The sequence below is a fragment of the Pedococcus dokdonensis genome (assembly GCF_900104525.1).
Taxonomy (GTDB): Bacteria; Actinomycetota; Actinomycetes; order Actinomycetales; family Dermatophilaceae; genus Pedococcus; species Pedococcus dokdonensis.
The window spans coordinates 3,064,377-3,085,169 of the sequence record NZ_LT629711.1 but is presented as its reverse complement, the minus strand read 5'-3'; the positions used below and the strand labels follow the sequence as shown (position 1 = coordinate 3,085,169).

General features: G+C 72.7%; 23 protein-coding genes. 8 read left to right on the top strand and 15 right to left on the bottom strand.

Annotated features, from left to right (window positions below; all coding sequences use genetic code 11):
• Nucleotides 1–11: 11 nt before the first annotated feature.
• The 3 genes from BLQ34_RS14530 to BLQ34_RS14520 all read right to left on the bottom strand — a co-directional run bounded on the left by BLQ34_RS14530 (nt 12) and on the right by BLQ34_RS14520 (nt 4,141).
• Nucleotides 12–1,667, bottom strand: a complete 1,656-nt coding sequence (locus BLQ34_RS14530; protein WP_091786964.1) for an FAD-dependent oxidoreductase — start codon at nt 1,665–1,667, stop codon at nt 12–14.
• 129 nt (nt 1,668–1,796) lie between these two features.
• A complete protein-coding gene (locus BLQ34_RS14525; RefSeq protein ID WP_091786960.1) occupies nt 1,797–2,750 on the bottom strand; it encodes a D-2-hydroxyacid dehydrogenase family protein in 954 nt (317 codons plus the stop codon).
• Nucleotides 2,747–4,141, bottom strand: a complete 1,395-nt coding sequence (locus BLQ34_RS14520) for a glycosyltransferase 87 family protein (protein ID WP_231961242.1) — start codon at nt 4,139–4,141, stop codon at nt 2,747–2,749. The genes BLQ34_RS14525 and BLQ34_RS14520 overlap by 4 nt, the downstream gene beginning before the upstream one ends.
• Before the next feature lie 41 nt (nt 4,142–4,182).
• On the opposite strand from BLQ34_RS14520, the gene BLQ34_RS14515 reads away from it, so the two are divergent.
• On the top strand, nt 4,183–6,393 hold the full coding sequence (locus tag BLQ34_RS14515; RefSeq protein WP_231961234.1) for a hypothetical protein: 2,211 nt from the start codon (nt 4,183–4,185) through the stop codon (nt 6,391–6,393).
• On the opposite strand, the gene BLQ34_RS14510 is transcribed toward BLQ34_RS14515, so the two are convergent.
• The 4 genes from BLQ34_RS14510 to BLQ34_RS14495 are packed head-to-tail and all read right to left on the bottom strand — an operon-like array spanning nt 6,332 to nt 9,983.
• A complete protein-coding gene (locus tag BLQ34_RS14510) occupies nt 6,332–7,822 on the bottom strand; it encodes a glycosyltransferase 87 family protein (protein ID WP_091786957.1) in 1,491 nt (496 codons plus the stop codon). The genes BLQ34_RS14515 and BLQ34_RS14510 overlap by 62 nt on opposite strands.
• A 9-nt stretch (nt 7,823–7,831) precedes the next feature.
• Nucleotides 7,832–8,563, bottom strand: a complete 732-nt coding sequence (locus BLQ34_RS14505; RefSeq protein ID WP_091786954.1) for a glycosyltransferase — start codon at nt 8,561–8,563, stop codon at nt 7,832–7,834.
• Nucleotides 8,564–8,576: 13 nt separating this feature from the next.
• The gene (locus tag BLQ34_RS14500) at nt 8,577–9,467 is read right to left on the bottom strand and encodes a DUF5926 family protein (protein WP_091786951.1); all 891 of its coding nucleotides are present in this window, start codon (nt 9,465–9,467) and stop codon (nt 8,577–8,579) included.
• Nucleotides 9,468–9,509: 42 nt separating this feature from the next.
• Nucleotides 9,510–9,983, bottom strand: a complete 474-nt coding sequence (locus BLQ34_RS14495; RefSeq protein WP_091786949.1) for an ATP-binding protein — start codon at nt 9,981–9,983, stop codon at nt 9,510–9,512.
• A 184-nt stretch (nt 9,984–10,167) separates the two neighbouring features.
• On the opposite strand from BLQ34_RS14495, the gene BLQ34_RS14490 reads away from it, so the two are divergent.
• The 3 genes from BLQ34_RS14490 (at nt 10,168) to BLQ34_RS14480 (ending at nt 11,793) form a co-directional block, all read left to right on the top strand.
• A complete protein-coding gene (locus tag BLQ34_RS14490; RefSeq protein WP_091786946.1) occupies nt 10,168–10,653 on the top strand; it encodes an RNA polymerase sigma factor in 486 nt (161 codons plus the stop codon).
• Nucleotides 10,650–11,237: a methylated-DNA--[protein]-cysteine S-methyltransferase gene (locus tag BLQ34_RS14485; RefSeq protein WP_091786943.1), complete on the top strand. Its 588-nt coding sequence runs from the start codon at nt 10,650–10,652 to the stop codon at nt 11,235–11,237. Before BLQ34_RS14490 ends, BLQ34_RS14485 begins: the two co-directional genes overlap by 4 nt.
• 64 nt (nt 11,238–11,301) lie before the next feature.
• Nucleotides 11,302–11,793: a nucleoside deaminase gene (locus tag BLQ34_RS14480; protein ID WP_091786940.1), complete on the top strand. Its 492-nt coding sequence runs from the start codon at nt 11,302–11,304 to the stop codon at nt 11,791–11,793.
• A 7-nt stretch (nt 11,794–11,800) separates the two neighbouring features.
• Here the strand turns inward: BLQ34_RS14480 and BLQ34_RS14475 are convergent, their stop codons facing one another.
• From BLQ34_RS14475 to BLQ34_RS14455, 5 genes are all read right to left on the bottom strand, one after another.
• Nucleotides 11,801–12,415, bottom strand: coding sequence for a DUF421 domain-containing protein (locus BLQ34_RS14475; RefSeq protein ID WP_091786938.1), 615 nt, complete (start codon nt 12,413–12,415; stop codon nt 11,801–11,803).
• Between the two features lie 42 nt (nt 12,416–12,457).
• Complete coding sequence (locus BLQ34_RS14470; RefSeq protein WP_269457298.1) at nt 12,458–13,507, bottom strand: aldo/keto reductase; 1,050 nt, start codon at nt 13,505–13,507, stop codon at nt 12,458–12,460.
• The gene (locus BLQ34_RS14465) at nt 13,504–14,061 is read right to left on the bottom strand and encodes a dihydrofolate reductase family protein (RefSeq protein ID WP_091790032.1); all 558 of its coding nucleotides are present in this window, start codon (nt 14,059–14,061) and stop codon (nt 13,504–13,506) included. The genes BLQ34_RS14470 and BLQ34_RS14465 overlap by 4 nt, the downstream gene beginning before the upstream one ends.
• A 119-nt stretch (nt 14,062–14,180) precedes the next feature.
• Nucleotides 14,181–15,047, bottom strand: a complete 867-nt coding sequence (locus BLQ34_RS14460; protein ID WP_231961232.1) for a peptidase inhibitor family I36 protein — start codon at nt 15,045–15,047, stop codon at nt 14,181–14,183.
• A gap of 207 nt (nt 15,048–15,254) precedes the next feature.
• On the bottom strand, nt 15,255–15,692 hold the full coding sequence (locus BLQ34_RS14455; RefSeq protein WP_091786932.1) for a VOC family protein: 438 nt from the start codon (nt 15,690–15,692) through the stop codon (nt 15,255–15,257).
• A gap of 111 nt (nt 15,693–15,803) precedes the next feature.
• Between BLQ34_RS14455 and BLQ34_RS14450 the strand changes: the two genes are divergently transcribed.
• Nucleotides 15,804–16,400 carry a GNAT family N-acetyltransferase gene (locus BLQ34_RS14450; protein ID WP_091786911.1) on the top strand — a complete coding sequence of 199 codons (597 nt, stop codon included), beginning with the start codon at nt 15,804–15,806 and terminating at the stop codon, nt 16,398–16,400.
• A 50-nt stretch (nt 16,401–16,450) separates the two neighbouring features.
• Here BLQ34_RS14450 and BLQ34_RS14445 read toward each other — a convergent pair whose 3' ends face one another.
• The 3 genes from BLQ34_RS14445 to BLQ34_RS14435 form a co-directional block, all read right to left on the bottom strand.
• Nucleotides 16,451–17,662, bottom strand: coding sequence for an ATP-binding protein (locus BLQ34_RS14445; protein WP_091786908.1), 1,212 nt, complete (start codon nt 17,660–17,662; stop codon nt 16,451–16,453).
• A gap of 200 nt (nt 17,663–17,862) precedes the next feature.
• On the bottom strand, nt 17,863–18,381 hold the full coding sequence (locus BLQ34_RS14440; protein ID WP_091786906.1) for a hypothetical protein: 519 nt from the start codon (nt 18,379–18,381) through the stop codon (nt 17,863–17,865).
• 8 nt (nt 18,382–18,389) lie between these two features.
• Nucleotides 18,390–18,722 (bottom strand): rhodanese-like domain-containing protein, encoded by a 333-nt coding sequence (locus BLQ34_RS14435; protein ID WP_091786903.1) that lies wholly within the window; start codon nt 18,720–18,722, stop codon nt 18,390–18,392.
• Nucleotides 18,723–18,805: 83 nt separating this feature from the next.
• Here BLQ34_RS14435 and BLQ34_RS14430 point away from each other — a divergent pair, with 83 nt between their 5' ends.
• The 3 genes from BLQ34_RS14430 (at nt 18,806) to BLQ34_RS14420 (ending at nt 20,779) form a co-directional block, all read left to right on the top strand.
• Nucleotides 18,806–19,765, top strand: a complete 960-nt coding sequence (locus BLQ34_RS14430; protein WP_091786900.1) for an aminoglycoside phosphotransferase family protein — start codon at nt 18,806–18,808, stop codon at nt 19,763–19,765.
• A gap of 38 nt (nt 19,766–19,803) precedes the next feature.
• Complete coding sequence (locus BLQ34_RS14425; protein WP_091786897.1) at nt 19,804–20,409, top strand: helix-turn-helix domain-containing protein; 606 nt, start codon at nt 19,804–19,806, stop codon at nt 20,407–20,409.
• Between the two features lie 73 nt (nt 20,410–20,482).
• Nucleotides 20,483–20,779: a hypothetical protein gene (locus BLQ34_RS14420; RefSeq protein ID WP_197674711.1), complete on the top strand. Its 297-nt coding sequence runs from the start codon at nt 20,483–20,485 to the stop codon at nt 20,777–20,779.
• Nucleotides 20,780–20,793 lie beyond the last annotated feature (14 nt).

Here is a 20,793-nt window from a genome sequence, read left to right as displayed (position 1 = left end):
CGTCATCACGCTCACGTCGTCGCCAGGAAGCGGTGCACGAGGTGCACCGCCATCCCGCCCTCGCCGACGGCCGAGGCCACCCGCTTCATCGAGTCGAGCCGCACGTCGCCCGCTGCGAAGACCCCGGGCACGCTCGTCTCCAGGGCAAAGGGCTGCCGCCCCTCCGGCCAGGACCGTTGCCCGCGCTGGAGCAGCTCCGGTCCGGTGACGACGAAGCCGTGGTCGTCGCGCAGCACCTCGTCGCCGAGCCAGTCGGTGCGCGGCATCGCGCCGATGAAGATGAACAGCGACGACGTCTCGACGTCGTCGGTCCGCCCGGTGGCGCGGTCCAGGAGGGTGAGCGACTCGAGGTGCTCCTCCCCGCGGGCGGCGGCCACCTCGCAGCCGAGCCGCACCTCGATGTTGGTGGCCGTGGTGATGCGCTCGACGAGGTACTGCGACATGGTCGCCTCGAGCGCGGCGCCGCGCACCACCATCACCACCCGCTTGGCGTAGCGGGCCAGGTTGAGGGCCGCCTGCCCGGCCGAGTTGGCCGCTCCGACGAGGTAGACCTCCTCGCCCTCGCACTGGGCGGCCTCGCTCGCGGAGGCGCCGTAGTGGATCCCCCGAGCGCCCAGCGCCTCGAGGCCGTCCGCCTCGAGCCGCCGGTAGGAGACGCCCGTCGAGATGATGACCGCTCGGGCCTCCAACTCGTCGGTGCCGTCGATGACGACCGAGCGGACCGGACCCTTGACCCGCAGCCCCACCGCCTCGCGCGCCACCACCATCTCCGCGCCGAACCGGGCCACCTGCGCCACGGCCCGGTGGGTCAGGTCGGCGCCGGACAGGCCCTTCGGGAAGCCGAGGTAGTTCTCGATCGACGCACTCTGCCCGGCCTGCCCGCCCGGGGCGTCGCGCTCGACGACCACGGTGCGCAGCCCCTCGGAGGACGCGTAGACCGCGGCGGCCAGCCCCGCGGGCCCCCCTCCGACGATGCACAGGTCGTAGAGCGGGGCGTCGGCCAGGGTGTGCAGCCCCAGCGCGGCGGCGAGCTCGCGGTTGCCGGGGTTGCGCAGGGCCTCTCCGTCGGGCACCAGCACCAGCGGCAGGTCCGCGTGCTCCGCCCCGGCCAGCTCGACCAGCTCGCCCGCGCTCTCCTCCCTTTCGACGTCGAGCCAGGTGTACGGCACGTGGTTGCGGGTGAGGAAGGTCTTCACCTCCTGGCTGCGGTCGGACCAGCGGTGTCCCACCACCCGCACCTGGTCGGCGCTGTCACGGTGACCGTCGCGCCAGTCACCCAGCAGGTCCTCGACCACCGGGTAGAGCTTGTCCTGCGGGGGGTCCCAGGGCTTGAGCAGGTAGTAGTCGAGCCCGATGTCGTTGATCGCCCTGATCGCCACGTCCGTGTCGGCGTAGGCCGTCAACAGCAGCAGCTTGGTGTCGGGACTGACCGCCCGCACCCGCTCCAGCAGGTCGATGCCGGTCATGCCGGGCATCCGCTGGTCGGTCACGACGAGCGCCACGGCCCGGCCGCGGAGGGTGAACTCGGTCAGCAGCTCCAGCGCCGCCGGCCCCGACGTCGCTCCCGCGACCCGGTAGTCCGCCCCGAACCGGTCCCTGAGGTCGCGCGTGATCGCCTTCGACACCACGGGGTCGTCGTCGACCGCCAGGATGGTCGGCTTCGCCACGGGCAGCTCCGTCCTCGGGGGATTTTCGGAGGCTACCTGCGGCGCGGCGACCGCGCCACGGTCACGAGGACGAGGGGCCGGGTGGATCGCCGGGTATGCCGCCCGCTCGCCTGCGGCGCGTCGGTCCGTTCAGCTGCCGACGACGTTGATGGGGGTGCCGGCCGCGAAGGCGAGGAGCTGGTCGACCGCGGCGTCGTAGAGGCCGGCCAGCACATCTCGCTCGACGTAGCCGAGGTGCGGCGTCGCGGTCACGGTCGGGAGGGTGAGCAGCGGGTCGGCGGCACCGAGCACCGGCTCGTCGTCGAAGACGTCGACCGCGGCCCGACCGGGTCGACCGGCCAGCAGGGCGGCGACCAGCGCCCCGGGAGCCACGAGGCCGGCCCGCGAGGTGTTGACGAACAACGCGTCGGGCTTCATCTCGGCCAGGTCGTCGGCGGTGACGATCCCGGCGGTGTCGGCGTTGAGCGGCAGGTGCACGCAGAGCACGTCGCAGGCCCTGAAGAAGTCCTCGCGACTCTCCGCGACGGCATACCCGGCCTGCTCGGCGCGCACGAGGGAACCCTCGCGACCCCACACGAGGACGTCCATCCCGAACGCGCGCCCGACGTCTGCGACGAGGCTGCCGATGCGGCCGAGGCCATACACGCCAAGGGTTTTCGCGTTGAGGCCGATGCCGACGGTGGACTGCCACCGGCCGTCACGCAGCGCCGCGACCTCGGCGGGGAGGTGTCGCTGGGCCGCGAGGACCAGGGCCCAGGTCAGCTCGGCGGTGGCGTTCGGGCCGCCGGCACCACCGGCACTCACGACGACGCCGCGCTCGGCCAGGGCGGCCAGCGCGAGGTGGCTGGTGTTGCGGCCGGTCTGGCTGACCATCCGCAGGGTCCGGAGCCGCTCGACCACGTCGGCGGGCAGCGGCGTCCGCTGCTGCAGGAGCACGACCGCGTCGAACCCGTCGAGCCGCGCCACCAGGTCGTCGCCGCGCACCGGGTCGGTGAAGGCGACCACGTCGTGCCCCGCCAACCGGGCGGCAGCGGGCAGCGAGCCGAAGACGCCGGCGTGGTCGTCGAGCACCGCGATCCTCACGGTGCCACCTGCACGGTGTCGTCAGCGGGCCGCGTCGTGCCGTCGGTGGTCGTGCCGTCGGTCGTGGCTTCGTGGGTGGTGGCTTCGTGGGTGGTGGCTTCGTGGGTGGTGGCATCGCCCCTGGTGGCATCGCCGGTGGTGGCATCGCCGGTGGTGGCATCGCCGGTGGTGGCATCGCCGGCGCCCGGCGCGGGGAGGTGCAGGGCCCACCAGAGCAGGGCGAGGGCGAGCAGCGAACCGAAGGTGTCGGCGTTCTGGAGCACTCGCCCGATCCAGCGCGGCCAGTCGGGGTGGCTCAGCCAGGTGATGCCCCACCAGGGCATCCGGCAGAGGAAGTACCCGGTGACCACGCCCGCGGCCAGCAGGCGTCGGCGGTCGCGCAGCGGGTCGGCGCCCAGCACGGCGAAGACCACCACGACCATCCAGTGCAGGTGGTGGATCCAGGCCACCGGCGACAGCAGCACCGCCATCAGCCCGACCGCCGCCACCTCGCTGATCGAGTCGCCGGCCCGGTAGGCGCGGCGGGCGAGCTGGAACCCCACGAAACCGACCACGGCAACCAGCACCAGCCAGATCGCGTCGCCGAGCGTGCCGTCGGGGCCGACCCGGAGGAGGAACCCGCGGATGCTCTGGTTGGACGTGCCGGCGTTGGGACCGAGGCGGGCCGGGTCCTGCAGGGCACCACCCCAGAAGGCGAACGACGCCTCGGGCAGCAGCACCCACGAGCCGAGCGTGACCACGACGGCGGTGCCGACCGCGGTGATCGCTTCCTTCCAGCGCCGGTTCACGAGGTAGTGGACGACGAAGACGCCGGGCGTGAGCTTGATCGACATGGCCAGCCCGACGAGCACGCCCGGCGGGATGCGCCGCAGCACACCCGGTCGCGGCCGCCGCAGGTCCATCAGGCAGGCCAGCACCATGAACGCGTTGACCTGCCCGAAACGGATCCCGTCCGACACCGGGTGCAGCCACAGCATGGGGACGGTGAGCAGCGCGAGGGTGACCGGCAGCAGCGCTCCGGTGCGGTGGATCAGTCGCCACCCGGCATACCAGACGATCGCGGTGGTGGCCGCGACCTGCGCGCCGGTCCACAGCCAGCCGACCACGCCGAACGGCAGCAAGGCCAACGGGATCGCGAGCACGGCCGCGAACGGTGGGTAGGTGAACGGCAGCAGCTGCGGCGCCTCGGTCATCGCCGAGTAGATCGGGCGCCCGGTGAGGATCGACACGCCTGCCTCGCGGTAGACCTCGACGTCGACCTGCCACTGGTCGATCGGCCAGAAGACGAGGTAGCGCAGCACCGGGATCGCCGCCCCGGCCAGGATGATGACGACCGCGAGCGCCCACCGCACCCGACTGGGCAGGTCGGCGATGCGGCGCAGTGGGGACACACCTGCATTCTGTCGTGCTCGCCGCCCCGTAGCCTGTAGGGGTGACCCGCCGCGCCCTGACCGCCCTCGTCGGCCTGCTCGCGGCCCTCGTCGTCACCGTGCTGGCGGCGGTCCTGCCCGGGGCCAGTGCGAGCGCGGGTGCCAGTGCCAGCGTGACCGCCGCGCCGCGGGCGGCCGAGCCGAACCCGATCATCCTGATCGGCACCGGCGGGCTGACCTGGAGCGACGTCAACGCCCGGGACACCCCGTCGCTGTGGACCTTCCTGCGCGACGGTTCGACCGCCGCCGTCTCGGTGCGCTCGGTCTTCACCAACACCTGCCCGGTCGACGGCTGGCTCAGCCTCTCGGCGGGTGACCGTGCCGCGGCGCCGGGCCCGGGCAAGAACGGCGCGCGCAAGACGACCGACGCGTGCCCCCCGATCCCGGTGGTCGAGAGCGGCTTCGTGCCCGGCTGGGACGGCTACGTCCGGGCCGCCAACGCGCTCAAGTTCGGGGCCAGGCCGGGCACGCTGGGCGAGCAGCTCGCGAGCAACAAGCAGTGCGTGCAGGCGGTGGGCCCCGGGGCCGGCCTCGGCGCCGCCTACACCTCCGGCGCCGTGCCCCGGTATGCCGCCTACGACAGCTCCGCGCTCACCGGCCTGCTCACCGGGTGCCGGGTGACGATGGTCGACGTCGGGTCGCTGCGCGACCCGCAGGACCTGCCCCCGACGGAGGCGGCCACCCGGCCTCCCAGCCGGGCGGAGCAGGCGGCGGCGATCGACCGGCGCATCGGTGAGGTGCTGACCGCCGCGCCCAGCGGGTCGGACCTCCTGGTCGCCAGCATGTCCGACGCGGGCAGCAGCGAGCGCCTGCGGCTGGTCGCAGCCAAGGGCCCGCGGTTCGGGTCGGGCACGTTGTACTCACCCTCGACCAGGCAGGACGGACTGGTCCAGTCCGCCGACCTCACCGTGACCCTGCTGACCGCGGCCGGGGTGCCGGTGCCCGACGCGCTCGGCGGGACGGCCCTGCGACGCGGCGAGGAGGGCAGCAACTCCGAGCCGGCCGCCGAGGACCGGCTCCGCCAGCTGCTCGACTTCGACGAGGCGAGCCACGAGGTGCACCCGTTGGTGCCGCCGTTCTTCAACGGGGTCGTCTACGCCCAGATCGCGATCTACCTCTTCACCGCCGTGGTCTGGCGCCGTGACTTCGGGTCCACCGACCTGCGGCTGCGGCTGCTGCGGATCACCAGGCGGGTGGCGGTCGTCGCGGCCACCATCCCCGCGTCGACGTTCCTGGCCAACCTGATCCCGTGGTGGCGGTTCCCGGTGCCGATGGTCGCCGTGGTGTTCAGCGTCGGGCTGTTCGTGGCGATCATCTCGGCGATCGCCCTCCTGGGCCCGTGGAGCCGGCGGCTGACCGGTCCGCTGGTCGTGGTGGCCCTGGCCACGCTGCTCGTCCTGGGTGGCGACGTGATGCTCGGCTCGCACCTGCAGATCTCCTCGCTGATGGGGCTGCAACCCGTCGTCGGAGGCCGGTTCTACGGCATGGGCAACGTGACCTTCGCGCTCTTCGCGACGGCGGCGCTGCTGCTGTGCATCGCGGTGTCGAGCTACTTCGTCAAGCACGGGCGGCCGAGGGTTGCCGCCGTCACCGCGCTGGTCATCGGGCTCGCCGCCGTGGTCGTCGACGGCTACCCGGGGTGGGGCGCCGACGGCGGTGGCCCCCCGGCCCTGCTGCCCGGGCTGGCCTACCTCGTGCTGGCCATCCTCGGCATCCGGATGTCCTGGAAGCGGGGAGCGATCCTCGCGGCGGCCACGGTCGGCCTCTTCCTCCTCGTCGGCTTCCTCGACTCGTTGCGCGGCAAGGAGAACCAGTCGCACCTCGGCCGGTTCTTCCGGTCGATCTTCGAGGGCGGGGCGGGCGACATCATCGTGCGCAAGCTGCAGCAGAACCTCGACATCCTGTTCGGCAACTACCGGCTGTCGTTGCTGGTGCCGATCGCCCTCGTCTTCGTGATCTACATCCTGGCCCGCCCGACGTCGTGGGGGTCACGCTCGCTGCAGCGCTCCTACGAGGCCTGCCCGACCCTGCGGCCCGGGCTGATCGCCCTCCTGGTCACCCTCACCATCGGCTTCGCCATCAACGACTCGGGGGTCGCGATCCCGGCGAACGGCGCGATCATCGCAGTGCCGCTGATCATCGCGGTGAGCGTCAGGGTGCTGGAGGACGAGGCTCGCGCGACCGCGACGACCCGCGCGTCGCGGCGAGGATGAGCCACCCCCACACCAGCAGGCCGGCATACGGCACCGGGGTGCGCCGCACCCACAGCGAGACCCGCTCGACGGTCGGGGTCATGCCCACCACCCGGCCCGGCACGTAGGCGACCGCCATCGTCGCGAGGCGCACGACGAGGACCGTGTCGAGGACGCTGGCGGCCAGCACCGGCAGGAGCGCCCAGGTGAGCAGGTCGTACCACGGCAGCGAGTAGGGGGCCGCGAGCGTGTAGGCGGCTCCGAGCACCAGGGCCCAGCGCGCCGAGGTGCCGGTCGCGGTCTCGGGGGCCAGGCCCCGGGTGACGCGGGCGAGCACGACGACCAGCACCAGCGCCACGACGACGGCCAGCCAGGTGACCAGCGAGCGCGCCGTGCCGGAGGACATCGGACCCGTGAGTGCCTCGTAGAGCAGCCGCCACGGCGTCGCGAGGGAGATCGACCGACGCGCCCGGTCGAGCTGGTCGAAGACGTGCGGTCCGGCCCAGACGTGCAGCGGGACGACCACCACCAGGGCAGCGAGCCCGAAGGACAGCGCGTGCCGGCCGAACGACCGGCGTTCGTGCGCCCACCAGCCGAGCAGCACCGCCAGCGCCACCACGCCATAGGTGATCTTGCAGGAGACCGCCAGCCCGGTCAGCACGCCCGACGCCAGGGGACTCCGCGCCGCCAGCACGAGCGCGGCCACTGCCAGCGCCGCGGCGACGAGGTCGACGTGGGCGCCGAGCACCCCGACGCCGAAGACGAGCGGGTTGAGCGTCCAGAGGGTGTCGACCCTGCGGGCCGGGGCGCCGCTGCGCAGCAGCAGCCAGCGCACGCCGAGCCAGGCCAGCACCACGATGGCCTGCCAGCACCAGACGGTCTGGCGGACGTTCGGGCCGCCGACGAGGGACGTCAGGGTCTGCAGCAGCGTCGCGAACGGACCGTAGACGCTCACCGTGTCGGTCCACGGGGGTTCGACCGCCGAGACAACCGGGTCGGCGGGTGACCACCCGCTCGGCGGGGTGAGGTAGGGATCGCCGCCGAGGGCCGAGATCCGGCCGTACGCCGCGTAGTTCGTGTGGTCGGCGGAGCCGAACGGTCCGGTCAGGAGCGCGAGCACCCCGAGCGCCAGCGGCACCGTCCAGCTCGGCCCGGCGAGGCGACGGCGGGCCCGCTGCGCCACCGACCCCAACATCCCGACCGTTGCGACCACCGAGGGTTCACCGCGCAGGCGCAGCCAGACCGCCAGCGCGCCCAGGCCGTACGCGACCCAGAGCAGACCGGTGACCAGGGCCGGACCGGGGGTCCAGGCGAGCTCACCCGGCGCCCAGCCGCGCGGCCCGAGACCGGGTTTCGCGGCGCTCTCACCCGCGACCCCGACGAGCAGGAGCAGCCCGAACGACACCACCAGCGCGGTCGTCGCGGCCCTCTCCCGCACCCCCGTGGCCATGTCGGTCGGTCAGCGCAGCCCGCGACGGGCCCGGCGGCGGGCCAGGGCGAGGGCGACGTCCCGGTACTGCTTGGCCCGGTGCACCTGGCCGCGCCAGTCGGACCCGCTGACGCGGTGGTGCAGCTCGCAGGGCACCTCCTCGACCACGAGACCGGCCAGCAGCACGTCGACGGTCAGCCCGACCTCGACGCCCCACCCCCGCGCGAGCGGGCTGGCCGCATCGAACGCGGCCCGGGAGATGCACCGCATCCCCGACAACGGCTGCTGGGCGACGAACCCGGTGAGGTCCTCGATCCCCTTGCGTGCCAGCCGGACCACGAACCCGTGGCCGCCTCCGGCGGTCTTCTGTGGCGGCAGCGTCGCGATCGTCATGTCGGCGCGACCCTCCAGCACGGGCGGCACCAGCACCCCCAGGTTGGCGGCGGTGGCCTCGAGGTCCCCGTCGACGAACAACAGCGGGCGCCGGTCCGCAGAGCCACCGACCCGTCCCTCGACGCCCTCGCGGCGCGCGACGTAGCCGGCGCCGGTCGTCATCGCCGCCGCCTTGCCGAGGTTGCGGGCGTGCCGCACCACCTCGGCGCCCGCCTCGCGGGCGATCTCGGCGGTGGCGTCACTGCTCCCGTCGTCGACGACGACGACCAGGTCGACCCCCGGTATGCCGCGCACGGCCCGGACCGTGGCGGCGATCCGCTCGGCCTCGTCCTTGGCCGGGATCACCGCGGCGACCGTCACTGGGTTCATCGGAGCTGCGCGGTCAGCGCAGGGTCACCTGGCGGCTGAGGAGCCCGGACCGGGCTCGACGCTCGTCCGCGGTGAGCGGCGCGTCGGCAGCCGACGCCGCGGCATACCGGGTCATGAACTCACCCAGGGCGCCCTCGTAGTCGTCGGCGGTCCGCTCGGGGTCGAGGTCCCAGACCGGCACGAGCAGCCCGCACGCGCGGAAGGCGCCGAGCAGCCGGGTCTGGTCACCGAGCCCGCTGTCGCCGGCCGAGTGGAGGCGGGCCAGCGCGTCGGTCGCGACGTCCTCGTCCTGCGGCAGCACCAGGCGGATGTGGGTGCGGTCGCCGATCCGGCACCAGTAGGCCGAGTCGGTGGCGGCCATCTTCACCGTGGGGATGACGGACTCGTTGGCGCGCTCGAGCGAGGCCTGCGCCTCCTCGTCGAGCTCGCTCTCACCGACCCAGAACTCGAACCCGTCGTGCACCGCCACCTCGAACGGCGCGGTGGTGTCGAGCAGGTCCTGGAGCCGGGGCGTGTCGGCGGTGGAGGCCGGCGTGCCGGTGATCGGCGTGCCCTGCTCCGCGGACGCGGCCGCCAGCAGCGACGTCGCGAGGTCACGCGACGCGTCACCCGAGACCGAGCCCGACTGCGTGCCGACGAAGACGGTGCCGTCGGCCCGGTGCAGGCCCGGCCACGCCATCGGGAGGACGGTCGCGATGGTCACCTCGGCCGGCGCGCCCTCGGGGGCCTGACCCTTCGCGAAGGTGACGGTCGCCGTGGCCGACGGCAGGATCTCGCGCATCGCCACCCAGTCGGTCTCGCCCGGGAGACCCTCGAACGGCCGCGCGACGAACGGTGCGGGCGCGACGCGAGCGCTGACGGAGCCGGAGTCTGCGCCCTTGCGGCGCCGTGAAGCCTTACCCATGGCGACAACCCTATTGCCTCGGCCCAGGGGTCTGGAGTCCGCTCAGTGGCTGCGGCGACGCGACGGGCCGCCGAGCGAGGCCCAGACCGTGGAGCCGGTCCGGTCCTCGGTGACCCCCCACTCGTGGGCCAGGCTGCGGACGATCCGCAGACCGCGACCGGACGCGGCCCAGATGGTGCGCGGGGCGGGGCGCGGGGTGGTCTCGCTGCCGCCGTCGGTCACCTCGACCTCGACGACCCCGGCCTTGACCTTCCAGTGCACCCGCAGGTTGCCGTCACCCAGCGGACGGGCGTGCCGGATCGAGTTGGAGACCAGCTCGGAGACCACGATCTCGGCCTCGTCGATCACGGCGGCCGAGATCTCCCGGCTGTCGAGGTCGTCGACCAGCGCCTTGCGGACCAGCGCGACGGAGGTCGCCCGCCACGGGACGCGGAGCGTGCGCGAGGCGTCCCGCACCCGACCGCCCGCGGGCGACTCGGGGCCTGGGGAGCGTTCTCCCAGCGGTGCTGTTGCCATGCGCCCGTCCATGTCCGATGTATACGAGTTCGGTCGGGAGACTACCCACTGACCTCGACAGCGTCGAGAACCCCGCGAGGGCGACGACCGGCGACTCCACCGGCGCGCGGGTCGTGGGGAGCCACGATGCGGCACGATGGCAGCGCCGGACGGCGGCTCACACGACGGGGAGGTGCGGCGTTCCATGGGTGTGAGACTGCCTGCCTTCCAGACCCTGGTCGACGCCCACTGGCGCGACGTCGCGCGCCTCGCCCACGCCCTCGCCGGGCCGGTCGACGGTGACGACGTGGCCCAGCAGGCGTGGACCCAGGCGCTCGCGGCCTACCCGTCGCTGCGCTCGAGCACGAACCTGCGGGGCTGGCTGCTCACGATCACGCACCGGTGCGCCATGGACGTGCACCGCGGACGGGCCCGCCGAGCGGTGCCCCACGACGACCCGGCCGCACTCACCAGTGGGCCGGCTGCCCCGGCTGCAGATGCCACGCTCCCCGACGGGCCGCTCTGGTCCTCGGTCGCGGCGCTGCCACCACGACAGCGCGAGGCGGTCGTCCTCAAGTACGTCGCCGACCTCGACCACCCCACCATCGCCGCCGCGCTGGGCACCTCGCCCGCGATGAGCCGGCGGCTCGTGAGCGACGCGCTCGCGACCCTGCGGAAGGACCTGCCATGACCGACCCGGCCACCCGCCTCGCGGCCTTCACCCCCGACCCACCGCCGCACCCGCCGACCCTGCTGCCGAGCGACGTCTCCTATGTCGTCGAGGACACCGTGATCGGGCGGATGCTGTTGGCCCGCAACGACGCCGGAGCACTCGTCGCATCCTCGTTCGTCGCGACGTCCGAGGACGAGGACCATGTCCTGTCACGACTGAGCGAGCGGGTCTCACCCCGGGTGCTGCGCCAGCCGCGTGAGCTCGACGAGGCCCGCGCCGAGCTGGAGGACTTCCTCGCGGGGCGGATCCGCGCGTTCACGCTGCGCACCGACCTCGCCCTGGCGTCCGACTTCCAGCGCACCGTCCTGCCGCAGCTGGCAGCCACCGTCGGCTACGGAGACCGGGCCACCTACGGCGAGCTCGCCGCCCGGGTCGACCGGCCCACGGCGGCGCGGGCCGTGGGCGCCGCCCTCGGGGCGAACCCGTTGTGCGTCGTGCTCCCCTGCCACCGCGTCGTGGCCTCCAGTGGTGCCCTGACCGGATATGCCGGCGGGCTGGCCGCGAAGCGCTACCTCCTCGACCTCGAGGCCGCCCAGCGTTGAAGTCGTGTGCCTGAGCGCGGGCCATGGCCTCCGCTCAGGCACACGACTCGTGTTGGATGAGGCGATGAGCCTCAGCGCGACCGACCTCACCCACCTGCGACGCTGCGTCGAGCTGGCCCGGGAAGGGCTCGAGGCCGGCGACGAGCCGTTCGGCTCGGTGCTGGTCGACGGCTCGGGCGAGGTGCGGTTCGCCGACCGAAACCGGGTGCAGGACGGCGACCAGACGCGCCACCCCGAGTTCGACGCGGCCAAGTGGGCCGCGCTCAACCTCGCGCCCGACGAGCGGGGCGCGTGCACCGTCTACACCTCGGGTGAGCACTGCGCGATGTGCTCCGCGGCGCACGCGTGGGTCGGCCTCGGCCGCATCGTGTATGCCGTGTCGACCGAGCAGCTCGTCGGCTGGCTTCGCGGGTGGGGCGTGCCGGCCGGGCCGGTGAACGCCCTGTCCATCGGTGACGTCGCTCCGGGACTGCCGGTCGACGGGCCCGCTCCCGAGCTCGAGCAGGAGGTGCGGGAGCTGCACCGCCGGCTGCACGGCATACCCGAGGGGCAGTGACACCGCACTAGCGCGGGGTGGCGCCGCCCTGGGCGTCGAGGCGGGCGGTGAGGGCATCCACGGCTCGGCGCAGGTCGCCGATGGTGGCGTCGCGGGCCTCCGGCTTGAGCTCCACGGTGATCGAGCCCCCGGGCTCCAGCGCGACCCGCTGCACCTCGCTCACCGAGTCGGCGCCCTGCGACCGGATCGCGTTGTCGAGCTCCTCCGGGGTCATGCCGAGGTGCATCAGCGCCCGGTGGTCGAGCAGGCCGTCCTTGACCACCTCGGTCGGACGGCCGTCGAGCAGCCAGGCGACGCGCGAGTTGCGCAGCGCCACGTGGTCGAGCCCGGCGTTGACGACGACGAGCACGGCGGCGCCGATCAGGCCGCCGATGAGGGAGTTGTCCTCGCCGATGATGGCGTTCTGGACGACGTTGGACAGCAGCAGCACGACCACGAGGTCCTGCGAGTTCATCTGCGCCATCAGGCGTTTGCCCGCGACCCGGATCACGATGAGGATCCCGAGGTAGACGGCGACGGTGCGGATCAGCTTCTCGGCCGGGGGCATCGGGAGGTGGAACAGGTCGTCGACGACTCCCTGCGGCGCTGCTCCGACGAGGTGCGCGGCGACGTGCTGGACCATGGGTGCTCCTCGGCTGGGCGGGAAGGACTGGGGGGCTGCTGATCACTCTCGGCCGGAGGAGATCCAGGCCGGGTCCTTGCTGAGGTTGCGGTCGCCCTGCACGAGCGCCGCGGCCTCGTCGAGCCGGCTCAGGTGGTCGGCCCCGAGCCGCACGTCGAGTGCGCCCAGGTTCTCGTCGACGCGCTCGGCGCGGCGGGTGCCCGGGATCGGGACCACGGGCAGGCCGAGGCGCTCGCCCTGGGCATACAGCCAGGCCAGCGCGACCTGCGCCGGGGTCGCGCCGACCTCGGCCGCGACGGCAGAGACGACCTCGACGACCCGTTGGTTGGCGTCGAAGCCCTCGTCGAACCGGGGGTGCCCCTTGAGCATCGACCCGGCCACCGCCTCCCGGGTCATCGCCCCGGTGAGGAAGCCACGGCCCAGCGGCGAGTAGGGCACGAACCCGGCGCCCACCTCGACCGCCGCCGGCACGACCTGCGCCTCGACGTCGCGCGACCAGATGCTCCACTCGCTCTGCACGGCGGTGATCGGGTGCACGGCGGCTGCGGCCCGCAGCTCACCTGCGGTCACCTCCGAGAGCCCGAGGTGGCGGACCTTGCCGGCCTCGACCAGCTCGGCCATCGCGCCGACGGTCTCCTCGATCGGCACGCTGACGTCGCGGCGGTGCAGGTAGTAGAGGTCGATGACGTCGGTGCCGAGCCGGCGCAGCGAGGCCTCGGCTGCACTGCGGACGTAGGGCGCGTCGCCCCGGACCGGGGTCGCCGTCGGGCCCTGGTTGGGGACGCCGGTGATGCCGAACTTGGTCGCCAGCTGCACCTCGTCGCGTCGGTCGCGCAGCAGCTGCCCCACGAGCTCCTCGTTGGTGCCGGCCGGGCCGGCGACGCCCTCGCGGGGCTCGCCGTAGACGTCGGCGGTGTCGATGAAGGTGACGCCGGCGTCGACCGCGTGGTGGAGGGTGCGCAGGCCCTCGGCCGGGTCGGTCGCGCCGTAGACGTGCGTGATCGCCATCCCGCCGAACCCCAGCCGGCTGACCTCGAGCCCGTGGCCGAGGTCGATGCGGCGGTCACCGGCCGGGGCGCCGCCGGTGCTCACGCCTGGCGCTCCGCCGGACCGTAGGAGAGGTGCAGCACACCGTTGGCGTAGACGTCGCTGGCGAGCAGGGCGAGCGTGGTGGGCCCGGCACCGTCGGCGAAGAGCCGCTGCCCCGAGCCCAGCGCGATCGGGTAGACGAAGAGGTGGAGCTCGTCCACCAGGCCGTCGGCGAGCAGGCCGCGGACCAGCTGGCCGCTGCCCGAGACGTAGATCGTCCCCTCCGTCTCGTCCTTGAGCGCCTGGATCCGCGCCGGGTCGTAGCCACCGAGCCGCGCCAGCGGGCCCCACTCCTCGGAGGGCTCCTGCTCCCCCACGACGTGCTTGGTGGTGTCGTTGAAGAACGGGGCTCCGGGATCGTCCTCGACGGTGCGGTCGCGCCACGCGGGCGCGAACATCTCGAAGGTCCTGCGCCCCAGCAGGATCGCCGACGCGCCACCGGTGATGCCGGCCAACGTCTCACCCATGGCCGGGTCGAACCCGAACTGGAAGGTCCAGCTCGGGTCCTCGAAGACCCCATCGAGGGAGATGAACTCGTGCACTGCGATCCGACCCATGGATCCGACCATGCCACAGAGCGCGGACGTCGTGGAAGCAGGCTCAGGACCGGCGTCGGGATCCGATCGTCCGCTGCGGTCCGGGTCGTGGGTGCCGACCCGGACCGCAGCGGTGGCGGTCAGCGGACGTTGTAGCCGCGGGCCTGCCAGAAGGGGTTCGGGTTCGGGTTGTCGAGCACCGGGTCGTCGACGCTCTTGGCCGCCAGGGTCTTGCGGCCCAGTCGCATCTCGACGTGGGTGTGCGTCGCGCTCGCACCACGGGAGGCCTCGGTCGCGATCTGCTGGCCCTTGCTGATCGAGTCGCCGATGTCGACGCTGTCGTTGGGGTTGGTGTGCAGGTAGATGATCGTCTTGTCGAAGGTGGCGTTGTAGACCGCGATGGTCGACAGGCTGCTGCCGCCCTCGACGACGTTGGTCACGGTGCCACCGAGCAGCGCCTTCACGCTCGCGCCGCTGGCCTTGGCGAAGTCGATGCCCTCGTGCCGCCCGGGTGTCGTCTCGTAGCCGTCGAAGCCGGTGGTGAGCCGGCCGCCGCCGCCGACGTAGAGCGCGTCGGACATGTCGACGTTGGTCGAGGTCCCTCCGCCGAACCGGTGTCCGGCGTTGTCGTTCTTGAGCGTGGCGTTGAGGTTGGTCTTGGCGCCGGAGGCGAAGGTCTGGCTGTCACCCGAGTAGCCGCTGTTGTAGAAGACCGTCACCGAGCCGCTGGTGCGGTTCCACACCGACGCGGCGTTGTTCTTGACGCACTGCCCCTGGCCCGCGCCGGCGCCCTTGAACTCGTAGCACTCCGGCTGGCTGGCGCCGTAGTCGCTGATCGACGTGGTGAAGTCCGAGATCGACCCCGCGTTGTCGCTGTTGTAGTAGAGGCAGAACTCCCCCGACTGGCAGATGCCGTCGCGGGCTGCCGCCTGGGCTGGCGCGGCAGTCAGCGCCGAGGTGGCCACGACGGCCCCCAGCAACGCGGCATACGCAAGCTTCTTCATCATGAATCCCCTTCTGCAGATGGGCATCTCGGACGCCCCCGATCCCCGCCCCCTCGGCGGGGGTGCCTGATCTTCGACCCTGTGCCGCTTCGCGGTGGTATGCCGCGTTCGTGCGTTACGTCCGGAAAGGACAGGCAGGCGCATGGAAAGGGCAGGCCCCGGCCGCTGCCTCGGGCAGACCGGGCGGCCGGTTCCTCGGCGACTGAGGGGTCAGGACCTCCGCAGGTCCTCGGCGAGCATCACGATGATGCCGCTCGGACCGCGCAGGTAGGTCAGCCGGTAGATGTCCTCGTAGGTGCCGACGCCACGCAGCGGGAGGCAGCCGTGCCGCGCCGCGATGGCCAGGGACTCGTCGAGGTCGTCGACCTGGAAGGCCACCCGGTGCATGCCGATCTCGTTCGGCAGGGTCGGCTCGGTCTCGATGGCGTCGGGGTGGAGGTACTCGAACAGCTCGAGGCGTCCGTTCCCGTCCGGGGTCTGGAGCATCGCGATTTTGGCGTGGTTGCCGTCCAGCCCGACCGCAGTGTCGGTCCACTCCCCGCTCACCTCGTCGCGACCGAGGACGGTCAGCCCCAGGTCGGTGAAGAACGCGATGGTGGCGTCGAGGTCACGGACGGCGATGGCGACGTTCTCGAGTGTGATCGGCATGTCCAGCACGCTATCGGGGCGCTGACGACCTGGCGTGGTGCGGCGGCGGCAGCCCGGGGCATGGGAGCCTGACGACGGGGACGACCGTCCCGCGGGGTGAGAGGGGATCGGATGCCCGAGTTCAGCTGGCGGCCGGCCAACGAGGCTGCGCCCGAGGACGTCGAGGCGGTGTTCGACACCGGTGGTGCGCGCAAGTGCCGGTGCCAGGCCTACAAGGTGCCCGGCTGGATCTGGCGCGACACCACCCAGGAGCAGCGCGACGCCGCGCTGGTCGAGCAGACCGCCTGTGGCACCGCAGGGCCGACGTCCGGGCTGGTCGGCTATGTCGACGGTGAGGCTGCGGGCTGGGTCGCGGTCGAGCCGCGGGAGAACTACCCCCGGCTGTGGAGCCGCAAGCAGCCGTGGATGCGGATGGACCCCGAGCTGCCCGGCGTCTGGTCGGTGACCTGCTTCGTGGTCCGCAAGGGGTTTCGCCAGGCCGGCTTGATGTACGAGCTGGCGGCCGCGACCGTCGAGTACGGCCAGCAGGTCGGCGCGAAGGTCCTGGAGGGCTACCCGACCGAACCGGCGCCGGGCAAGACGGTGATCTGGGACGAGGCATCGGTGGGGCTGCTGCAGGTCTTCCTGGAGGCGGGCTTCGAGGTCCACGCGTCGCCCACGCTCCGACGCCGCGTGGTCCGCCGGCAGCTCGCGGAGCCCAGCCGCTAGTCCAGCCGCTAGTCCAGCCGCTAGCCCCGGCCGGACCGGATGGACGACGGTCAGGACTGGGTGCGCAGGTAGCGGCCGAAGTGGGGGACGGTGAAGGCGATCCGACCGCGCTCGCCTGAGTAGATCAGCCCCTTCTTCAGGAGCGCATCCCTGGCGGGAGAGAGGGATTGGGGCTTGCGGTCGAGCACCTGCGCGACCGCCGACGTGGGCACCGACTCGGTCTCGTCGACCTCTTCACCGGCCTCGGCCAGGGACGACGCGGCGTCGGCCATCGCGCGCAGGTACTCGCGCTCGGCCGGGGTCGCCCGCTCGAACCGCGACCCGAAGAAGCCGACCGCCAGCTCGGCCTCGGCCTCAGGCGCCGAGACGGCCACGTCCTGCGCGGTGATCGGTGACCGTGGAGCGACGTCCCACGCGACCTTGCCGTAGGCCTGGACGAAGTACGGGTAGCCGGCCGTCGCGGCATACAACGCCTCCAGGGCCTCCGGCTCGAAGGCGGCGTCCTCGTCGCCGGCCGGCGCCACGAGGGCGAGGTCGGCCGCGGCGCGGTCGAGCCGGTCGATGCGTTGGTAGCGGAACAGCCTCTCGGAGTAGGACTTCGACGCCGAGAGGACGGCCGGAAGGTGCGGCAGCCCGGCGCCGACCACGATGACGGGCAGCCCCGACTGGGAGATCTCGTGGCACGCGGCGCAGATCGCGGACACGTCCTCGGGCGCGAGGTCCTGCATCTCGTCGATGAACACGGCCACGCCGCGTCCCACGTCGGCGGCCAGGCCACCCACGTCGGTGAGCAGCTCGACGAGGTCGATCTCGATGTCGCCCGAGTCGGCGCGCCCCACGACGGCGGGCGCGTCGATGCCCGGGTTCCAGCGCTCGCGCAGCTTCGCTCCGGGCTCGGTGTCGCGCTGCGCGAACGCCTTGATCACGCCGAGCACGTGGTCGACCTCATCACCGGCCGGGTGGCCGAGCTCGCGGACCGCGACGTGCAGGGCGGCCGAGAGCGGCCTGCGCAGCCGCTGCTCGGGACGGGCCTCGAGCTTGCCGGTGCCCCAGTGGGCTCGCACGGCCGCCGAACGCAGCGCGTTGAGCAGCACGGTCTTGCCGACCCCACGCAGCCCGGTCAGGACGACCGAGCGCTCGGGCCGTCCTCGGGCGATCCGCTCCAGCACGACGTCGAACGCGTGCAGCTGCTCGTCACGACCGGCCAGCTCGGGCGGGCGCTGGCCGGCGCCGGGGGCGTACGGGTTGCGTATCGGGTCCACGATGGCAGCGTATGGGGGTTTCTAGCGCTGGTCCGAGAGGCGGCGATACACGCCGATCGTGTCGCCCCCGCCCCGTGCAGGAACCTTTGCTAGCAAAGGTTCCGCGATGGAGGACAGGTTGCACCCTGTCCGTCACTCGGTTTCCTTTGCTAGCAAAGGTTCCTGAGTCTAGCGAGCGCGCTAGATTCGAGTAGAGGGGCCTAGCGGCGGGTGCGGCGCTTGACGATGTGGCCCACCACGGCGGGGATCCACCCGGTCTCGCCGCGCATCCACCGCCCGGCGACCAGGTTGTGCGGCACCACCACGAACGACCCCTTGAAGCCCTCGGTCAGCGACAGGTCGGTCCCGAACACGTCGGTGACCACCTGCCAGTCGAGGTCGGTGTGCTGGTCGATGTAGGTGCCGATGCCGATCGCGTAGCGCTCCACGATCGCGCCGTGGTCGGGTCGGTCGTCCTCGGGCGCGCTGGACCACGCCGCATACGCCCGGTCGAGGCCGGCACCCAGGGAGGCGAGGTCGTCGACGTCGACGCCGTCCTCGGTCAAGGACTCGAGGGCGGCCCTGATCCGCGCGCGCTCCTCGTCACCCAAGGGCTCGACGATCGGGCGCAGCGAGGCGTTGGGGTCGAGGCTGTCGCCGGCATCCGGCAGGGTGCGCTCCGGGACCTGCGGCTCCGCGGCGACGTCGCCGTCGTCGCGGCGCCGGCCGAACCACGCCATCGCGCGCCCTACTTGACCGTGGCGCTGCCGGCGCCTGCGTCGGCGACGAGCGGCTTGCCCGCCCCCTGCCAGGCGCGCATGCCGCCGGCGAGGTTGGTGACGTCGAAGCCCTGCTGGGACAGCCAGGCCACCGCCCGCGACGACCGGCCCCCGCTGCGGCAGACCACGGCCAGGGCCGCTGCATCGGTGTCGGGCAGCTCGTCGAGGCGCGACGGCAGCTCGGCGAGGGGGATGTGCACGGCTCCGGGCGCGTGCCCGGCGTCCCACTCGTCCTGCTCGCGCACGTCGAGCACGACGGCCTGGTCGTGGACGTCGGTGACCGGGACCTGGGGGATGCTCATGACTCCATGAAACCACCCGCCGGGTGCCGACCCCGAACCGATATCCAGTGGGCAGGACGGCCACCGCACGGCACAGTGTCGCCATGGCAGGCCGAGACCCGCTGGACGAGCAGGTGGCGCGGGTGGTGGACACCGCCCGTGCCGCGGTGGGGGACCACCCTGCCCTGGCACCGGTGCTCGACGGCCTGGCCGACCTGCTCGCCGACCTCGTCGAGCGCTGGTCGCTCACCCTCGGCGAGGTCTACAGCGAAGGGCTCGGGGTGCCGGTCGTCGCGGTCCTCGCCGAGGGGGCGCCCGCCGTCCTCAAGATCGAGCGCCCCGGGCCGGCCTTCGCGGCGCAGGTCGCCACCCTCGAGGCGGCGCACGGGCGTGGGTATGCCGCGGTGCTGGCCTCGGACCCCGGCCGCGGCGCCGTCCTGCTCGAGCGGCTCGGGTCGAGCCTCGCGTCGTCCGGGCTGGCTCCGGCCGCCCAGGTCGACCACCTCACGGCCGCGCTGCGGCTGGCCTGGGAGCTGCCGGTCGCGCTGGCGCCGGAGGTCGCACGCGGGGACGACAAGGCCGCCCAGCTCGCGGAGATCGTCCGCCGGTTCCGCCAGGGTGACGACGACGACCGTTGGGGTGCCGCCCTCGACCGGGCCCACGAGCTGGCCCGCCACCTCTCCGCCAGCCGCGACCCCGGTCGTGACGTGCTCTGCCACGGCGACCCGCACCCGGGGAATGCGTTGCAGGCCAAGGGGATCCCGCGCTACAAGCTGGTCGACCCCGATGGGTTCCGGTGTGAGCCGGAGTACGACGTGGGGGTCACGGTGCGCGACTTCAGCCGCGCGGTGCTGGCCTGCCGCGACCACGCCACCGCCGTGGCCCGGCACGACGCGCTCTGCGTGCGGGCTGCCGACGCGACCGGCACCGACGTCGATCGGGTGCGGCAGTGGGCCTTCGTGGAGCGGGTGACGACGGGGCTCTACCTGCGGTGGTTCCACGACGAGGAGACCGCCGAGACCTTCCTCGACTCCGCCACGGTCCTCGTCCCCGACTCGTTGTAGACGCGCCGAATGCACTAAAGGTGCACTATGCTGCACTCATGGATGCGGATATGGCGGCTCTGGCCGCGGCCATCGGGGCGCGGGTCCGGCAAGAACGACAGGGCCGAGGCTGGACCTTGGACCAGATGGCCGAGGCCGCGGGAGTAAGTCGACGTGCGGTGGTCAACGTCGAGCAGGGTGCCGCGAACCCGAGTGTCGGAACCCTGCTGCGCATCAGTGACGCGCTGGGTATCGGCCTTCCCACCCTGGTCGTCCCACCGACGCCTCGCCCCGTCGCGGTGACGCGGGCAGGCAGGGCAGCCGCCCTGTGGTCCGGCGAGCACGGCGGCCGCGGGCTGCTTGTCGCAGGGACGGAGCCGCCTGATGTCGTCGAGTTGTGGGACTGGTCCCTGGCCGCTGGGGATCGTCACGACAGCGAAGCGCACGTCGCAGGGACCAAGGAGCTTCTGCAGGTCCGGACGGGCACCGTCACCCTGGTCGTCGGCGACCAGACCTACACGTTGACCGAGGGCGACGCCGCGTCCTTCCCCGGCGATGTCGACCACGCATACGCGAACGACACCACTTCCGAGGCGCGGTTCTCGCTGGCTGTGTTCGAGCCGGGAGTCGGGTCGACGACGCACGGCGACGAGCCGTCCACGTGACGAGCCACCGCGCCCCCGAGGCGCCACCTGCCGCACCTCGACCGATCGACCCTTCGGAGCACCTGTGATCTGCGTGCAGTTCGTTTTCAAGCCCGGCTCGTACGACGACGAGTTTCATCGCCTGGACGGAATGATCGACGAGTATGCCCGCAGTCTGCCTGGCTTCGTGCGGACCGAGACCTGGCACCAGCCTGAGCAAGGTCTGGTCAACGCGATCTACTACTTCACCGACCAGAAGGCCCTCGCGCACCTGGCCAAGTTCCCCAGTCACCGCGAGGCCAAGGGACAGGTCCACCGCTGGTACGACGGCTACCGCATCACCGTCAGCGAGGTGAAGGCCACGTACGGTGACGGGCGGCTACCAGGGTGAAGACCGGTCCGACC

What these genes read in the sequence shown, in the direction of transcription:
- BLQ34_RS14465 (WP_091790032.1), bottom strand. Translation starts at nt 14,061, where the DNA reads ATGGGTCGGATCGCAGTGCACGAGTTCATCTCCCTCGATGGGGTCTTC.
- BLQ34_RS14505 (WP_091786954.1), bottom strand. Translation starts at nt 8,563, where the DNA reads ATGAACCCAGTGACGGTCGCCGCGGTGATCCCGGCCAAGGACGAGGCC.
- BLQ34_RS14425 (WP_091786897.1), top strand. Translation starts at nt 19,804, where the DNA reads ATGGATGCGGATATGGCGGCTCTGGCCGCGGCCATCGGGGCGCGGGTC.
- BLQ34_RS14455 (WP_091786932.1), bottom strand. Translation starts at nt 15,692, where the DNA reads ATGCCGATCACACTCGAGAACGTCGCCATCGCCGTCCGTGACCTCGAC.
- BLQ34_RS14480 (WP_091786940.1), top strand. Translation starts at nt 11,302, where the DNA reads ATGAGCCTCAGCGCGACCGACCTCACCCACCTGCGACGCTGCGTCGAG.
- BLQ34_RS14440 (WP_091786906.1), bottom strand. Translation starts at nt 18,381, where the DNA reads ATGGCGTGGTTCGGCCGGCGCCGCGACGACGGCGACGTCGCCGCGGAG.
- BLQ34_RS14435 (WP_091786903.1), bottom strand. Translation starts at nt 18,722, where the DNA reads ATGAGCATCCCCCAGGTCCCGGTCACCGACGTCCACGACCAGGCCGTC.
- BLQ34_RS14450 (WP_091786911.1), top strand. Translation starts at nt 15,804, where the DNA reads ATGCCCGAGTTCAGCTGGCGGCCGGCCAACGAGGCTGCGCCCGAGGAC.
- BLQ34_RS14510 (WP_091786957.1), bottom strand. Translation starts at nt 7,822, where the DNA reads ATGGCCACGGGGGTGCGGGAGAGGGCCGCGACGACCGCGCTGGTGGTG.
- BLQ34_RS14490 (WP_091786946.1), top strand. Translation starts at nt 10,168, where the DNA reads ATGGGTGTGAGACTGCCTGCCTTCCAGACCCTGGTCGACGCCCACTGG.
- BLQ34_RS14475 (WP_091786938.1), bottom strand. Translation starts at nt 12,415, where the DNA reads ATGGTCCAGCACGTCGCCGCGCACCTCGTCGGAGCAGCGCCGCAGGGA.
- BLQ34_RS14500 (WP_091786951.1), bottom strand. Translation starts at nt 9,467, where the DNA reads ATGGGTAAGGCTTCACGGCGCCGCAAGGGCGCAGACTCCGGCTCCGTC.
- BLQ34_RS14430 (WP_091786900.1), top strand. Translation starts at nt 18,806, where the DNA reads ATGGCAGGCCGAGACCCGCTGGACGAGCAGGTGGCGCGGGTGGTGGAC.
- BLQ34_RS14460 (WP_231961232.1), bottom strand. Translation starts at nt 15,047, where the DNA reads ATGATGAAGAAGCTTGCGTATGCCGCGTTGCTGGGGGCCGTCGTGGCC.
- BLQ34_RS14495 (WP_091786949.1), bottom strand. Translation starts at nt 9,983, where the DNA reads ATGGCAACAGCACCGCTGGGAGAACGCTCCCCAGGCCCCGAGTCGCCC.
- BLQ34_RS14485 (WP_091786943.1), top strand. Translation starts at nt 10,650, where the DNA reads ATGACCGACCCGGCCACCCGCCTCGCGGCCTTCACCCCCGACCCACCG.